Raw genomic sequence first — 15,443 nt, forward strand, 5'->3', positions numbered from 1 at the left:
ACCCGACGCCATGAGCCGAACCCCGATCCTGCTGCTTGCCCTGGGCCCGTTGCTGGTGGCCAGCAGTGCCGCGCATGGCACCAGCACCGGCTTCATCCAGGCGCGCCTGGTGATCAGCTCGGCCTGCCAGGTCAGCAGCAACGGTACGCAAGCGACCCTGGTGGGCAACCCGGGGGTGCTGGATTTCGGCGAGCGGGGCCCAGGCTGGGACCTGCCGCTGCGCAGCCAGGTCGATGACCTGGGCGGCGAGGGCAGCCTGCAGATCAGCTGCACCCCCGAGGTGCGGGCGTTCAATGTGCGCATCAACGGCGGCCTGAATGGCAGCGATGGCATACGGCGGTTGAGCAACGGCCGCGAACTGATCCCTTATCAACTGGCAGTCGACCCGGGCGGCAACAGCCACTACGGCATTGGCCAGGCGCGTGCCTTCACCATCAGCGGCACTCGCCAGGTGCCGGTTCCCATTTACGGTGTGGTAGTGGCGCAGGCGCGCGCGCTGCCAGCCGGGTTGTACCGTGACACCCTGAGAGTGACCCTGGACTGGTAACAACGCTTAGGAGACTCCGATGCGATCGAACCTTTCACGCTGCATCCTCGCCGGCCTCGGCCTGGCGCTGGCCTTTCACGCCCATGCCGCCACGACCGGGAACATCAACTCGACGCTGACCCTGACCGCGGCATGCCAGGTCAATGGCAGCTCGGGCACCTCGGGGATGAACTTCGGTACCCTGGATTTCGGCACCCAGGACGCCCTGTTCACGAGCGCCGGTGCCCAGGTAATGGGCGGTGGCGGTGGGGCGATGAGCGTGCTGTGCTCGGCCGGCACGATACCGGTGATCCGCGTGCGCGCAGGCGTCAACGACGGCCAGTCGACCGGGGGCACGCGCGCGCTGGCCGATGGCGCCGGAAATTTCGTGCCGTACGACTTCTACACCGACGCTGGGCACTCGCAGCTGCTGGCCATCGACGGCACCATCACCTTGCCGACCAGCTCCGGCGTGGCCCAGACCGTCAACCTGTACGGCCAGGCGCGAGGCAAGGCCGGCTTGCCGGCGGGGGTTTACACCGACACGGTTTCGGTCGAGCTGTCGTTCTGAGCCATGCGCAGGTGGCTGGCGGGCGGGCTGACCTGCCTTGGCATGCTGCTGGGCGCGCCGCTGGATGCGGCGACCACCAGCAGCTTCGCGGTGACGGCACAGATCGTTGCCGGGTGCCTGGTGGTGGGAGGCGTGAGCAGCTACGGGACGCTTGACTATGGCTCGCAATCGGCGCTGGCCAGCGGGCTGCTCGGCACCGCGCTGGGCGGTTCCACGGTGACCTTCCAGTGCACCCCGGGGGTGGCCCTGAACATGAGCGTGGATGGCGGCCAGAACAGTGCCGGCGGCACACGCAACCTCAAGCGTACCGGTGGCACGCAAGTGCTCGCCTACCAGCTGTATCGGGATGCGGCCTACAGCCAGAACCTGGGGATCGGCCAGAGCGTCGCCGTGAGCTACACCGACCCGACGGCGATCAAGCTGCCGGTGTACGGGCGGGTCCAGCTGAGCGGCACACTGCCGGCCGGGACCTACACCGATGTGGTGCAAGTGACGGTGAGCTGGTGAACACAGCGGCAGCAACGACCAGTATTTCAAGGAGAGCATCATGGGGGCAGGCGCGAAATGGAAGCGTGGTCTGATCGCGGTGATGGGGCTGGCGAGCCTGCCGGCCTGGGCGGCGACCTCGGTGCTGATCTGGCCGATCGATCCGGTCCTGGAAGCTGACCAGAAGGCCGGCGCACTGTGGCTGGAAAACCGTGGCACCACCGCGGCCAACCTGCAGGTGCGAGTGTTCGCCTGGCGCCAGGGGGACTACCAGGAACAGTTCCAGGCCCAGCGCGAGATCATCGGCAGCCCGCCGGTGGCCAGCATTGGCCCCGGGCAGCGGCAGCTGATCCGCCTGACCCGTACTGCCCCCACTCCGGTCGGGCAGGAACAGGCCTACCGCATCATCATCGACGAAATCCCGCCGGCCATCCCAGTCGACAAGGCCGAGCCTGGCACCACCGCGGCGATTCGCCTGCAGATGCGTTACTCGGTACCCCTGTTCGTCTACGGCGAGGGCCTGTGGGGCAGGGCCGACCCTGAGGGCAAACGCAACGCCGAGGGCCTGGGCAAGCCGCAGCTCAGCTGGCGCGCGGTGACCGTGCAGGGCAAGCCCTATGTGGAGCTACGCAATACCGGCCCGGTGCATGCCCGCCTGACCGATGTGGTGGTGCAGCAGGGCAGCCAGAGCAAGCCATTGGCAGAAGGCCTGTTGGGCTATGTGCTGCCGGGAGCCAGCATGCGCTGGCCGGCACCGCTGGCAGCGGGGGCGGGCAGTGTGTTGAAAGGGCGGGTCAACGGCCAGGGCAGCGCGGACGCTATCCGCCAAGGCCAATGAGCCAGCGCCTGAATGCCGTTCATGGGCCAGGGGGGACCCGGCAATGGCTGGAAACCGTGTGTGAAGTGGCTGACGACGATGCCCCGCTGGTGCGTGGGGTTGGCCATGCTCGGCTCGGGCCTGGTGCTGGCCGACGACCTGCCGCCACCGCCCCTGGAGCTTTCCGCCATCACCGACGCCACGCTATACCTCGAACTGCTGGTGAACCAGATGCCCAAGGCTGATTTGGTCGCGGTCCAGCAGCGCGCCGGGCAGTTGTACCTGGACAGCGAGGTGTTGCGGGCGGCGGGTGTCTCGCTACCGGGCAACCCGCAGGGCGAACTGGCACTGGAGGCCATCGCAGGGTTGCATGCCGACTACGACAGCCAGAACCAGCGCTTGCTGCTGCAGGTGCCACCGGCCTGGCTGCCCGACCAGCAGCTAGGCGAGCGCAACCTGTACCCGGCGACCGATGCGCGCAGCAGCTTCGGCGCCTTGTTCAACTACGATCTGTACCTGAACGACACCGATGATGCCGGAAGCTACCTGGCAGCCTGGAATGAACTGCGCCTGTTCGACAGTTGGGGCACTTTCTCCAGCACCGGGCAGTGGCGCCAGTCGTTCAACGCTGCGCTGGCCGACGACACGCGTCAGGGCTTCCTGCGTTACGACTCCACCTGGCGTTTCACCGACGAGCAGCGCCTGCTGACCTACGAAGCCGGTGACCTGGTGACCGGCGCCTTGCCCTGGAGCAGTTCGGTGCGGGTCGGCGGCCTGCAGTTGTCTCGCGATTTCGCTGCGCGCCCCGACCTGGTCACCTACCCATTGCCGGCGTTCGCCGGGGAGGCGGCGGTGCCGACCTCGTTGGACCTGTTCATCAATGGCTACAAGTCCAGCACCACCGAGTTGCAGCCGGGGCCCTACACCTTGACCAACGTGCCGTTCATCAATGGTGCCGGGGAAGCGGTAGTGGTCACCACCGATGCGCTTGGCCGACAGGTGTCGACCACGCTGCCGTTCTATGTCACCAGCAGCCTGCTGCAGCAAGGCCTGGCGGATTACTCGGTAGCGGCCGGCAGCCTGCGCCGTGACTACGGCGTGCGTGACTTTGCCTATGGCCCTGGGGTGGCTTCGGCCAGCCTGCGCTATGGGGTGAGTGACGCCTTCACCGTCGAGACCCATGCCGAAAGCGCCGCATCGTTGATGCTGGGCGGCCTGGGCGGCAACCTGCGCCTGGGTAATGTCGGCGTGCTCAATGCGGCCCTGGCGCAGAGCCAGTTCGACGGCGACAAAGGCCACCAGGGGGCCCTCGGCTATCAGTACAACAGCCAGCGCATCGGCATCAGCTACCAGCGCCTGCAACGTCATGGCGCCTACGCCGACCTGACCCGTGTCGACAGCCAGGACATGCAGCTGAGCCAGCGCAGCGAACAGGTCACGTTCAGCCTCAACCTGAACCAATACGGCAACATCGGCGCCGGCTACTTCGACGTGCGGGCTGGCGATGGCACGCGGACCCGGCTGCTCAACCTCAGTTACAGCCGGCCGCTGTGGGGCGGCAGCAGCCTGTACCTGTCGGCCAACCGGGAAGTGGGCGATAGCCAGTGGGCGCTGCAGGCGCAACTGGTCATCCCGTTCGACCTGCGTGGCACCCTGGCCCTGAGCCTGGAGCGCAGCCAGGCCGGCGAGCGCCTGCAGCGCGTGAACTACAGCCGCGCCGTGCCTGTGGGCGGCGGTGTCGGTTACAACCTGGGCTATGCCGCTGGTAGCGAGCGCGACGCCTACCGCCAGGCCGATGTCACCTGGCGCCTGCAATCGGTGCAGTTGCAGGCGGGGGTGTATGGCAGCAGCGGCGAGATGACCCGCTGGGCCGATGCCAGCGGCTCGCTGGTGTGGATGGATGCGGGGTTGTTTGCCGCCAACCGTATCGACGATGCCTTCGTGGTGGTCAGCACCCAGGGCTACGCCGATGTACCGGTGCGCTATGAAAATCAGGAAGTCGGCCGCACCGATGCCAGCGGCCACCTGCTGGTGCCATACAGCAGCGGTTATTACCGCGGCAAGTACGAGATCGACCCGATGGACTTGCCACCGGACATCCTGGCGGCGGAAGTGGAGCAGCGCGTGGCGGTGCGCCGTGGCAGCGGCTATCTGCTGGAGTTTCCGCTGCGGCGCGTGCTGGCCGCCAGTATCGAGCTGGTGGACGGTAAGCGACAGGTGCTCACGCTGGGCAGCCGCGTCACCCATAGCGAAAGTGGCAGCCAGGCGGTCGTCTGATGGGACGGCCTGGTGTACCTGGAAAACCTGGCGCGGCACAATAGCCTGCAGGTGGAACTGGCGGGCGGCGGGCATTGCCAGGTGGCGTTCGACCTGCCTGAAGTGCAAGGTTCGATCCCCTTGATCGGCCCGCTGGAGTGCAAGTGATGGGCTGCTGGCCTGGCTTGTTGGCCTGCGCCTTGTTGCTGGCAACGGGTAGCGCCTGGGCCCAGTGCACCTCCGTGGTGACTGCGCCGGCGGCGTTCGGCTCGCTCAACTCGACACAAGTGCGCAGCACGGTACAGATGGCTTCCAGCAGCAATTCGGGCTTGCAGTGCAGCGGTTCGGTGCTCAGCGTGCTCAGCAGCACCGACTCATTCAAGATCAAGATCACTGCCACCACCAGCGGCCTGGTGGGGCCGACCGGGGATGTCATCCCTTATACGCTGTATGCCGATGCCACAACCAGCTATCCGATCACCCGTGGTACCGCCTTCGAATACCGCACCACCGGCATTCTGGATGTACTGGGCCTGCTCAACGGTACCCCCAAGAACGTGCCCCTGTACATGCGCACGCAGGTAGGCAGCAACGTCGCCGCGGGCGCCTACCAGGAAATCCTCAACGTCGAGTGGACCTGGGATTACTGCGCGGGGATCGGCGCCGGCGGGTTTTGCATCGGCCGGGATACCGGCAGTGGCAGCAAGCCGCTGACAGTGAGCCTGACGGTGACCAATGACTGCCAGATCACCACCCCCGACATCAGCTTCGCCAGTGCGCCGGTGGTGGCGGGGTTCGGTACGGTAAGCCAGAACCTGAGTGTGTCGTGCACCAAGGGCAGCATCTATACCGTGGGCCTGGACGATGGCCAGAACGTGGCCAGCGGACGGCGGCGCATGAAATCGTCGGCAAACGATTACCTGGCCTACGACATTTTCAAGAGCGCCGGGGCGCAGCGCTGGGGCTCGGTGGGGGCGGCGCGACGGGCCAGTAGCGATGCCGATGTGAACCCCGGAGCAGGCACGGGTACCGGTAGCCAGGTGTTCAACTATAACGCCAGGGTCTATACCGATCAGGCCACACCGCCGGCAGGGAGTTATGCCGACAGTGTGATTCTGGACGTGCAGTTCTGAACGCACCCGAGCACATGAAGCTGCAGGTGCCAACTGGAAGTCAGCTCGAACGCCGCGGGGCTCAACGCAAATCGTCAACCATCTGCGCCAGGGTCTCCAGCACCGCCCCGGCCAGTGCCTTGGAACGTGCCCCCGACCACCCGGTGGCCGGGTTGGGCGCGTCGTCATGGTCCTTGAAGGGCATTTCCAGGGTCAGCGACAGGCAGTCATGGGCCATCCCCACGGCATTGCAGGCCAGTGTCGTGTTGGCCTGCCCCGGCTCGTCGCGGGTGTAGCCGTGCACGGTCTGGAAGTCACGGGTCAGGCTGCACAGGGTGCTTCGGAACTGCGCTTCCAGCTGCGCCAACCGCGGGGTATAGCCCGGGTTGCCTTCGCAGGCCGCAGTGAACACATGGGGAATCTCTTCGTCGCCATGCACGTCGATGAACGCATCTACCCCGTACTGCTTCATCTGCGCCTGGGCGAAGAATACTTCGGGGCTGAACTCGACACTGGCGTCCTGCCAGGCACGGTTGAGGTCCTTGCCCTTGAAGTTGGTGCGCAGGTGGCCGAGGAAGGCACCGTCCGGGTTCATGTTGGGGATCAGGTACAGATCGGCCTTGGCCAGCAATTGGCGGATCATCGCGTCGTCGGCCTGCAGGCGGTCGATTACCCCTTCCATGAACCATTCGGCCATGTGTTCGCCCGGGTGCTGCTGGGCAATCAGCCACAGCTTGCGCTTGCCTGCGGCGCCATCACCGGCACGCAGCAGGGGAATGTCGCGGCCCTGGACGCTGCGGCCGCTGGCCAGCAACTCGACCCTTGGCAGTTGCCTGGCACGTTCGATCAGCTGGTTGTGGCGGGCGCGTGAGTAGGGCTCGAAGTAAGCGAACCAGATCTGCGGCTGTTCGGCCTTCACCTCGAACGACAGTGCCGTGCCATCGTACTGGCTGGGTACGCGGAACCAGCTTTGCTGGTCGTAGGAGGCCACGGCGTTGTAACCACTCCAGGCGTTCTTGTAGGACGAGCCGGAGGCGTTGTCGAGGCTGAAGCGGTGGACCTGGCCTGGCGTGAGCCCGCTGACCTTGAAGTGGAACCACTGGTAGTGGCCGCTGTGGGTGTCGGGGCGGATGGCCAGGTGCACCCGGGCCGGGTTGCTGGCATCCAGTACCTGAATATTGCCGGAGTCGAAATCGCAGTCGATCTGCAGGGGGGACAGCGTTGCGGACATGTGCCGGGCTCCTTCTGGGCTTTGTTGTGAGCCTACTGTACACGCCATGACCGGGTTGCTGGGTGAGATCATGCAATGATTGTTTTTCAGCTCATTTGAAGAACTGGCTGGGCGTGGTGCCGAACTGGCGCTTGAACATGCTGGCGAAGGCGCTCGGGCTGTCATACCCCAGCGCCACCGCGACATCGATGATGCGCTCGCCCAGGGCGATCCGCTCCAGCGCCTGCATCAGCCGCGCCTGCTGGCGCCACTGGCCGAAGGTCATGCCGGTTTCCTTGCGAAACAGGCGCTGGATGGTTTTCTCGTCCACGCCCAGCTGCACACCCCAGTCGGCCAGGGTGGCATTATCGTAAGGCCGCTCGAGCAGCACCGTACAGATTGTGCGCAGGCGCTTGTCGCTGGGCTGCGACAGCTTCAGCGGCTGGGTTGGCAGCACGCAGATCTCATCCAGGATCAGGCGCATCACCCGGCCTTCGCGGGAGTCATCGGCAAACGGTGCGCAGAAGCCCACCGAGGCCTTGATCAGTTCGCTGAGCAATGGCGAGATGCTGATGGCCTTGCTCTGCCTGGGTAGGGGGACGGCGGTATCGGTGCGCACGAACACACTGCGCATCTTCACCTCGCCCACGCAGCGTATCGCGTGCACCTGGCCGCAGGGCATCCACACCCCGCGGCTGGGTGGCACGGTCCAGCGTTCATTGCCGGACTCGACGATCATCAGGCCTTTGATGGCATAGATCAGTTGATGCTTGGCATGGCTGTGCGGCTCGATGAACCAGTCGGTCGGGTAGTCGGTTGCGCGGCTACCCACTTCCCAGGCCCATTCATCGACCTCCACCAGCAATTCATGCTGCGGTTTGAGCATTGCTACCTCGTGTTCAGGCTGCCCGGCCCAGCCACTTTAACAGCAGCGGGCGGGGCGGGCTTGCGAGCGGGTTGCCGGCAGCAGCGCAGTGGCCAGCCCCAGCAGCGGCAAGAAGGCGATTGCCTGGTACACCCACTCGATGCCGTGTCGGTCGGCCAGCTCGCCGAGCCCGGCGGCACCGATGCCGCTGATGCCGAACATCAAGCCGAACATCACTCCGGAGACCATGCCGACCCGGCCAGGCACCGCCTCCTGGGCATACACCACCAGCGCGGCGAAGGCAGAGGACATCACCAGGCCGATGAGCACCGCCAGGGCCGCCGTCCAGGCCAGGTTGGCATGCGGCAGGGCGAGGGCGAAGGGGGCCACGCCGAGGAACGACACCCAGATCACCGCCTTGCGCCCGATCCGGTCACCCACCGGGCCGCCAGCGAAGGTACCCAGTGCCACTGCCGCGAGGAACACGAACAGGTACAGCTGGCTGTGCTGCACGCTCAGGCCGAAATGTTCGATCAAGTAGAAGGTGAAGTAGTTGGTGAACGAAGCGATATACACGAACTTGGCGAACATCAGCACGGCGATTACCCCAACCGCGCGCCACATGGCGCCAGGGGCCAGCCCGGGCGGCTGCTGGCCGGCGAAGGTCTTGAGCCGGGTCTGGCCGTGGCTCATGGTCCAGCCGGTCACCCGCCACAGCACCCACACCGCCAGCGCAGCCGCCAGCATGAACCAGGCAATGGCGGGCTGGCCATGCGGGATGACGATGGCGGCGGTCAGCAGCGGGCCAAGGGCCGAGCCGGTATTGCCGCCCACCTGGAAGGTCGATTGCGCAGTGCCGAAGCGCCCGCCGGAGGCCATCCTCGCCACCCGTGAGGCTTCCGGATGGAAGGTGGCCGAGCCCACGCCGACCACTGCGGCGGCAACCAGCAGCATGGCGTAGCTGCCGGCGAAGGCGAGCAGGGCGATGCCCACCAGGGTGACCAGCATGCCGGCTGGCAGCAGGTAGGGTTGCGGGTGCTTGTCGGTGTACAGGCCGACCCAGGGTTGCAGCAGCGAGGCGGTCACCTGGTAGACCAGGGCGATCCAGCCGACCTGGGCGAAGCTCAGGGCGAAATCGCTCTTGAGCATCGGGTAGATCGATGGCAATACGGCCTGGATCAGGTCGTTGAGCAGATGGGCGAATGCGGCAGCGCCGACGATGCGGACCAGAAAGCCCTGAGGTGGGTCGGCAGGCGTGGTGGCGGCCATGGAGGCGGAGGGTGTCGTCATGGGCGAAGTTCTTCTGTCGAAAGGGAGCAAGGCAACGCCAGAAGAGGGTAGCCAGCACCACGGTTGCCTGTCTCGCGCCGAACAGGCAGCGCCTGCCGCGTTTCGGACATTGGCAAATCCGCTTCTGCTGATTTATCGCCCCTGCCGGGCCATCCAGCGCAGCAAGGTGGCGATCGGTATGCTGCGGTGAGCCTCGTGGCGGTAGGGTTTGCCGTCGGCGGTAAAGCGTTCCCGGTAGCGGCTCAGCACCAGGCTGCGGCCGTCGGCAGACAGGCGGGCTTCCAGTTCATGCAGCAACAGCGGCTGGCGGGCGGCGCCTTCCAGGCGCCTGAACAACAGCACGGCGGTCTGGCCATCAGTTTTCACGGGCACCCCCGGCACAATCTGCCTGCCATGTGCCTGGCTCGCCGGCCTTGCCTTCTGCCACCCGGATGCTGCGCCGTTGCGCAGTGTAGTCACGCAGCGCGACGTAGTAATCCGGCCAGGTGCGCAGCAGGTCGGTCAGTGGCAGGGCTTCGGCCCGTGCATCGACGAAGCCGCCCGCCGTGGCGACGTTGCCCAGGGTGGCGACGGTATCGCTGTCACCACCAAACGGGTCCAGCGCCATGCCCAGTAGCGTGCCGGTGGCATCGCGCACATTGTGTGAACCCAGCACTGGCAGCTCGACGATCGGGCCATCGGCGATGCCCCAGACGCCAAAGGTCTGGCCAAAGTCCGAACGGTGCTGGCTCAGCCCCATTTTCCCCGATACATCGACCAAACCCGCCACCCCCAGGGTGGTGTTGAAGATGAAGCGCGCCAGGCTGGTCATTGCCCGCTCGCCATTGCCCTGCAGCAAGTCGTTGATGAATACCTTGGGCTCACCTAAGTTGCTGGAAAAGTTGTGGATGCCCTGCCGGGCGAAACCGGGGAGCGCCTGATAGCTCCGGGCGACGGGGGCCAGCAGGTAGTCATCGAGGCTGCGGTTGAAGGCGAACACGGCGCGGTTGGCAGGTTCCGCCGGGTCACTGACCTGATAGGCGACGTTGCTGCACACAGCCGTGGCGGGGGCGCGTTGGCTGTAGCCTCCCGTGGCCAGCAGCGACAGGGCCAGCACGGCAGAGCGCGCTGAACGGGAGGCGGAGGATGAACGGGACATAGGTTTCTTCCTGGCAAGAACTGGCGGCGATGCTGCGCAGTTTTGTTTGCCGGGTAATGTCCGGATTGTCTCCGCGTCGACACTTTGTTACCAGGTTGAAATATATGACGGCTAGCGGAGGAAGGCCTTAAAGTACGGCTTGATATCTTGTTTTGGTGGGTTTTCGTGAGCCATTTGCTGATAGTCGACGACGATGTCGAAGTACTCGACCTGCTACAGAAGTTTCTTCGCCAGCACGGTTACGAGGTTGACGTGGCCAGGGACGGCAAAGCGCTCTGGCAGGCCGTCGAACGGCGGGTGCCAGACCTGGTGATTCTTGACGTGATGCTGCCTGGCGATAGCGGCCTGGTGCTGTGCCAGCGCTTGCTGGCCGAGCACAAGGTGGCGGTGATCATGCTCACCGCCATGGGCGAACTGAGTGACCGGGTAGTGGGGCTGGAGCTGGGTGCGGATGACTACCTGACCAAGCCGTTCGCTGCCCGTGAACTGCTGGCGCGGGTCAGGGCAGTGCTGCGGCGTGCCGGCGAAGCGGCCGATCGCGCAGCCGCTGGCGGGGCGGGCCATGCCTGCGCGATTCTCGAGTTTGCTGGCTGGCGGCTGGATGTGGTGCGGCGCGAATTGCGTTCGCCGGCCAACGTCATGATCCCCTTGTCCAACGGTGAATTCGAACTGTTGTTGGTGTTCGCCGAACATCCGCGGCGGGTGCTCAGCCGCCAGCAGTTGCTGGACCTGGCCCGTGGCGATGCCTACGAGGCCTATGACCGCAGCGTTGACGTCCAGGTGAGCCGGCTGCGCCGCAAGCTTGAAAGCGAGCATGGCCACGAGCCCTTGATCCGCACCTTGCGCAACGCCGGTTACCTGTTCACGCCGACGGTCGCCAGGCGATGAACCTGCTTGCCCGGGCTCGCCGGGCCCTGCCACGGCCAAAGATCACCATTGCCCGCTGGATCGCGCTGACCACCCTGACGGCGATGCTGTTCCTGTTGCTGCTCAAAGGCCTGTTCAGCCTGCTGCTGAGTGTCTGGGCGCAGCCACCGCTGCTGGAAAGCGGAGTGATTGAAAAGGTCGCAACGGTTACCCGAATTCTCGATGTCGCGCCCTTGGCAGAGCGGGCCAACATCGCCAGCGCGGCGGGTGATGGCAGCTACTCGGTGCGCTGGCTGCGCCGTCATGACGAAGCGGGCGTGCCAGCGCTGGTCGATGCCGAGTTCAGCGAGGGCACGCCGATCCTGCGCGCGCTGCTCAAGCGCCCGGATGCCAGGATCGAAGCCTTCGAGCCATCCGACATGCCGGAATACGCTCCTGAGCGCGGCTATGCGCTGATGATCGAGCTGAGCGACAAGTCGTGGGTGCTGTTCCGCGCCACTGCCCGTAGCTGGGGGCTGGATGAGCTGCCACGCAACCTGATCATCCTGACCCTGATGCTGCTCTCCAGCCTGGCCGTTGCCTTGCTGGCCACGCGCTACCTGGCCAAGCCGCTGGAGCGTTTTGCCGAAGGTGCACGGCGTTTTGGCAAGGACTTCAACGCGCCGCCGATTCCGGTGGTCGGCCCGCATGACCTGCGCCAGGCGATTCTCGCGTTCAACGCTACCCAGGCGCAGCTCAAGCACTTTCTCAACGACCGCACCCAGATGCTTGCGGCCATTTCCCATGACTTGCGCGCACCCTTGACGCGCATGCGTTTGCGCGCCGAGTTCATTGACGATGCCCAGTTGCAGGCCAAGCTGTTCAAGGATGTTGACGAGATGCAAGCGATGGTCGAAGCGGCGTTGGCGTTTTTCCGTGACGATGCTCGGCTGGAACAGGCCACCGTGTTCGACCTGGGCGAGTTGCTGTCGACCGTGGTGGACGATTTCAGGGATGCCGGTGTGGAGGTGGGGCTGAGCGGGCCACGTCGCTGCGTGTACGAGGGGCGCCCGGTGGGTGTCAGGCGGGTGCTGGTCAACCTGATCGACAATGCCGCGAAGTATGGCCGTGACCCCGCAGTGACGCTGGCGACAAATGCCGGGCAGATCGAAATCAGCGTGCAGGATCGCGGGCCGGGCATCGCGCCGGAGCTGCACGAACAGGTATTCGCCCCGTTCTACCGCATCGAAGGTTCGCGCAACCGTAATACCGGCGGCGTTGGGCTGGGCCTGCCGGCAGCACGAGCCATCGTGCTGGAGCAGGGCGGCAGCGTGACCTTAAGCAACCGCCCGGGTGGTGGCCTGGAGGTCAGGGTCACGCTGCCGGTTGGCTGATCAGAGGCCCAGTTCGCTGAGCCCGGGGTGATCATCCGGGCGCCGGCCCAACGGCCAGCGGAACTTGCGCTCGGCTTCGCTGATGGGCTGTTCGTTGATGCTCGAATGGCGGTTCTGCATCAGCCCGTCGTCGGCGAATTCCCAGTTTTCGTTGCCATAGGCGCGGTACCACTGGCCGCTGTCGTCGTGGTACTCGTAGACATAGCGCACGGCAATGCGGTTGCCGCTGAAGGCCCACAACTCCTTGATCAGGCGGTACTCCAGTTCGCGGTTCCATTTGCGCGTCAGGAAGGCCTCGACCTCGGCGCGGCCGCGGGGGAACTCGACGCGGTTGCGCCACACGGTGTCGACGGTATAGGCAAGCGCGACCTTGGCAGCGTCGCGGCTGTTCCAGCCATCCTCGGCCAGGCGGACCTTTTCGATCGCGCTTGCGTGGGTGAAAGGCGGAAGGGGTGGGCGAGACATGGGTTACTCCTCGGGTCGATTGACTGGTGAGGAGCTTAGCCGCCGCTGCGTGACCAGAGAATGGATGTGCCTGGCACTTCATAATTGCATTGCCTGGAACAATGTGTAGGAGCGGCCTTGCGTCGCGATGGGCCGCAAAGCGGCCCCCGCATTCTCTGATCAAAACGGCAATTGCTGGGGCTGCTACGCAGGCCTGTCGCGACACCAGGCCGCTTCTGCAAGTGGCCGCGATCAGCCCGCGTCGGCAGCGGTTTCGCCCACGACCTTGCTGCGCCCGCCCAGCCAAACCAGCAGCAGCCCGGCTGCCGCGAGTACACCGCCGGCCATCGGCACCGCCGCATAGCCCAGGTCCAGGCTGATCACCGCACCACCCAGCGCAGCGCCCAGGGCATTACCCAGGTTGAAGGCACCGACGTTTATCGACGAGGCCAGCCCCGGCGCCTCGATGGCCGCGATCATCACCCGCATCTGCAGCGGTGGCACCACGGCAAAGGTGAACATGCCCCACACCAGCAAGACCAGGGCGGCGCCGATATGGCTGCCCAGTACCAGCGGCATCAGCAGCATGATTGCCGCCAGCGCCGCGAGGAAGATCCGCGCTGCGCCATCCAGCGACCAGTCGGCCAGGCGACCGCCCAGGCTGTTGCCCAGGGTGAAGCCGACGCCGATCAGCACCAGGCCGAGGGTGACGAAGCTGTCCGAGGCGCCGGTCAGTTCGGCCAGCACCGGCGCGACATACGTGTACAAGGTGAACATGGCACCGGCGCCGAGCACGGTGGTAGCCATCGCCAGCAACACGCTGGGGCGGGCGATCACGGCCAGCTCCCTGCGCACATGCGGCACGCTGCCGCGCTCACCCTTGGGCAGGGCGAACCACAGCGCGGCCATGGCCAGCAGGCCCAGCGCGGCGGTGCCGGCAAAGGCCATGCGCCAGCCGACCTGCTGGCCGACCCAGGTGGCGGCCGGCACGCCGCCAATGTTGGCGATGGTCAGGCCCATGAACATGGTCGCCACGGCACTGGCTTGTTTCTCCTTGGGTACCACGCTGGCCGCTACCACCGCGCCAAGGCCGAAGAACGCGCCGTGGTTGAGGCTGGTGACCAGCCGCGAGGCGAGCAGGGTGTAGTAGTCCGGTGCCAGCGACGACAGCAGGTTGCCCAGGGTGAAGATGGCCATCAGCGCCATCAGCGCTGCGCGCTTGCCGAAACGGCTGAACAGTAACGTCATTACCGGTGCGCCGAGCATCACGCCGATGGCATAGGCGGTGATCAGCATGCCTGCACTGGGAATGCTTACATCGACGCCCTGGGCGATCACTGGCAGCAGGCCCATCGGGGTGAACTCGGTGGTGCCGATGCCGAAGGCGCCGATGGCCAGGGCGAAGAGCACCCGGCCGCTTTTCATTGCATGAGCGGTCATGGCGATCAATCCCAGGCCGGGGCCAGGCCGTCGGGGCTGACTTCGCGGCCATTGCGTTCCAGCGTGGCAATCCGGGCCATGTCATCGGCGTCCAGCTGCAAGCTCTGGGCAAGCAGGTTGCTGGCCAGGTTCTCGCGTTTGGTCGACGACGGGATCACCGCGTAGCCCTGCTGCAGGGCCCAGGCCAGTGCCACCTGGGCGACCGTGGCCTTGTGCTTGGCGCCGATGTCGGCCAGTACCGGGTCTTTCAGGACCTTGCCATAGGCCAGCGTCATGTACGAGGTGACGGTGATGCCTTGTTCCTTGAGGAATGCAACCAGCTTGCGGTTCTGCAGATACGGGCTGAGCTCGATCTGGTTGGTGGCAATCTCGCCTTTGCCGACCACTTCGATGGCCTGGCGGGTCAGCTCGATGTTGAAGTTGGACACGCCGATCTGGCGGGTCAGCCCCAGCGCCTTGGCTTCGGCCAGGGCGGCCATGTATTCAGGCAGTTCAACGCCGTTGCCTGGGGCTGGCCAGTGGATCAGCAGCAGGTCGACATGGTCGGTGCGCAGTTTCTGCAGGCTTTCGCGCAGGCTGGGGATCAGTTTGTCGGCGGCGTAGTTGTCGACCCAGATCTTGGTGGTGATGAACAGCTCGCTGCGCGGCACGCCGCTTTCGCCGATGGCCTGGCCGACGTCAGCTTCGTTGTTGTAGATCTGTGCGGTGTCGATGACCCGGTAGCCCAGTTCCAGGGCCGACTTGACTGAGTCGATTACGGCTTGACCCGTCAGGCGGAAAGTACCCAGACCGAAAGAAGGGATGCTCATGAAACGCTCCTTGGCAAAGAACAGTTGACCCAGGCGTGTCGCCTGCGTGAGTGAAGCCAGTGTGCAGGGTTGATGGGAGATGATTAAGGGGGCGTGGTGCCAAGATCTTTTGCTTTGAAGTCAAGAGTCGCCACGTACTCATGACTGTCGAACCGGTCGCCTTGGGGAATGCCAGCGCGTGACAGCCAGGCGGATTGCTATAGATACCGCCTCGTCCACGCCGGGCATTGATGCAATGC

General features: G+C 65.4%; 15 protein-coding genes and 1 pseudogene. 8 read left to right on the forward strand and 8 right to left on the reverse strand.

Features of this window, described 5'->3' with window-relative positions; translation table 11 throughout:
- Nucleotides 1-10 precede the first annotated feature (10 nt).
- The 6 genes and pseudogenes from HU763_RS09700 (at nucleotide 11) to HU763_RS09725 (ending at nucleotide 5,789) form a co-directional block, all read left to right on the forward strand.
- The gene (locus tag HU763_RS09700) at nucleotides 11-547 is read left to right on the forward strand and encodes a Csu type fimbrial protein (RefSeq protein ID WP_186684494.1); all 537 of its coding nucleotides are present in this window, start codon (nucleotides 11-13) and stop codon (nucleotides 545-547) included.
- A 19-nt stretch (nucleotides 548-566) separates the two neighbouring features.
- A complete protein-coding gene (locus tag HU763_RS09705) occupies nucleotides 567-1,097 on the forward strand; it encodes a Csu type fimbrial protein (RefSeq protein ID WP_170029254.1) in 531 nt (176 codons plus the stop codon).
- 3 nt (nucleotides 1,098-1,100) lie between these two features.
- A complete protein-coding gene (locus HU763_RS09710) occupies nucleotides 1,101-1,604 on the forward strand; it encodes a Csu type fimbrial protein (RefSeq protein WP_170029255.1) in 504 nt (167 codons plus the stop codon).
- 40 nt (nucleotides 1,605-1,644) lie between these two features.
- Nucleotides 1,645-2,421, forward strand: a complete 777-nt coding sequence (locus HU763_RS09715; protein ID WP_186684495.1) for a fimbrial biogenesis chaperone — start codon at nucleotides 1,645-1,647, stop codon at nucleotides 2,419-2,421.
- A 105-nt stretch (nucleotides 2,422-2,526) separates the two neighbouring features.
- A pseudogene (locus HU763_RS09720) lies at nucleotides 2,527-4,824 on the forward strand (fimbria/pilus outer membrane usher protein).
- Complete coding sequence (locus HU763_RS09725; RefSeq protein WP_186684496.1) at nucleotides 4,824-5,789, forward strand: Csu type fimbrial protein; 966 nt, start codon at nucleotides 4,824-4,826, stop codon at nucleotides 5,787-5,789. The pseudogene HU763_RS09720 and the gene HU763_RS09725 overlap by 1 nt, the downstream one beginning before the upstream one ends.
- A gap of 61 nt (nucleotides 5,790-5,850) precedes the next feature.
- On the opposite strand, the gene HU763_RS09730 is transcribed toward HU763_RS09725, so the two are convergent.
- The 5 genes from HU763_RS09730 to HU763_RS09750 all read right to left on the reverse strand — a co-directional run bounded on the left by HU763_RS09730 (nucleotide 5,851) and on the right by HU763_RS09750 (nucleotide 10,271).
- On the reverse strand, nucleotides 5,851-6,999 hold the full coding sequence (locus HU763_RS09730; protein WP_186684497.1) for a M14 family metallopeptidase: 1,149 nt from the start codon (nucleotides 6,997-6,999) through the stop codon (nucleotides 5,851-5,853).
- A gap of 91 nt (nucleotides 7,000-7,090) precedes the next feature.
- Complete coding sequence (locus HU763_RS09735) at nucleotides 7,091-7,864, reverse strand: AraC family transcriptional regulator (RefSeq protein ID WP_186684498.1); 774 nt, start codon at nucleotides 7,862-7,864, stop codon at nucleotides 7,091-7,093.
- A gap of 36 nt (nucleotides 7,865-7,900) precedes the next feature.
- The gene (locus HU763_RS09740) at nucleotides 7,901-9,133 is read right to left on the reverse strand and encodes an MFS transporter (RefSeq protein WP_186684499.1); all 1,233 of its coding nucleotides are present in this window, start codon (nucleotides 9,131-9,133) and stop codon (nucleotides 7,901-7,903) included.
- Between the two features lie 132 nt (nucleotides 9,134-9,265).
- The gene (locus tag HU763_RS09745) at nucleotides 9,266-9,499 is read right to left on the reverse strand and encodes a hypothetical protein (RefSeq protein ID WP_186684500.1); all 234 of its coding nucleotides are present in this window, start codon (nucleotides 9,497-9,499) and stop codon (nucleotides 9,266-9,268) included.
- Nucleotides 9,489-10,271, reverse strand: coding sequence for an MlaA family lipoprotein (locus HU763_RS09750; protein ID WP_186684501.1), 783 nt, complete (start codon nucleotides 10,269-10,271; stop codon nucleotides 9,489-9,491). Before HU763_RS09750 ends, HU763_RS09745 begins: the two co-directional genes overlap by 11 nt.
- 165 nt (nucleotides 10,272-10,436) lie before the next feature.
- Between HU763_RS09750 and HU763_RS09755 the strand changes: the two genes are divergently transcribed.
- Together HU763_RS09755 and HU763_RS09760 are read left to right on the forward strand one after the other, a co-directional pair.
- Nucleotides 10,437-11,159 (forward strand): response regulator, encoded by a 723-nt coding sequence (locus HU763_RS09755; protein ID WP_186684503.1) that lies wholly within the window; start codon nucleotides 10,437-10,439, stop codon nucleotides 11,157-11,159.
- On the forward strand, nucleotides 11,156-12,511 hold the full coding sequence (locus HU763_RS09760; protein WP_186684505.1) for an ATP-binding protein: 1,356 nt from the start codon (nucleotides 11,156-11,158) through the stop codon (nucleotides 12,509-12,511). Before HU763_RS09755 ends, HU763_RS09760 begins: the two co-directional genes overlap by 4 nt.
- On the opposite strand, the gene HU763_RS09765 is transcribed toward HU763_RS09760, so the two are convergent.
- The 3 genes from HU763_RS09765 to dkgB form a co-directional block, all read right to left on the reverse strand.
- The gene (locus HU763_RS09765) at nucleotides 12,512-12,976 is read right to left on the reverse strand and encodes a nuclear transport factor 2 family protein (protein ID WP_186684507.1); all 465 of its coding nucleotides are present in this window, start codon (nucleotides 12,974-12,976) and stop codon (nucleotides 12,512-12,514) included.
- Nucleotides 12,977-13,207: 231 nt separating this feature from the next.
- Nucleotides 13,208-14,395, reverse strand: coding sequence for an MFS transporter (locus HU763_RS09770; RefSeq protein ID WP_225931940.1), 1,188 nt, complete (start codon nucleotides 14,393-14,395; stop codon nucleotides 13,208-13,210).
- A 5-nt stretch (nucleotides 14,396-14,400) separates the two neighbouring features.
- Nucleotides 14,401-15,204, reverse strand: a complete 804-nt coding sequence (gene dkgB, locus HU763_RS09775; RefSeq protein WP_186684509.1) for a 2,5-didehydrogluconate reductase DkgB — start codon at nucleotides 15,202-15,204, stop codon at nucleotides 14,401-14,403.
- Nucleotides 15,205-15,443 lie beyond the last annotated feature (239 nt).

The organism is Pseudomonas anuradhapurensis (genome assembly GCF_014269225.2).
Taxonomy (GTDB): domain Bacteria; phylum Pseudomonadota; class Gammaproteobacteria; order Pseudomonadales; family Pseudomonadaceae; genus Aquipseudomonas; species Aquipseudomonas anuradhapurensis.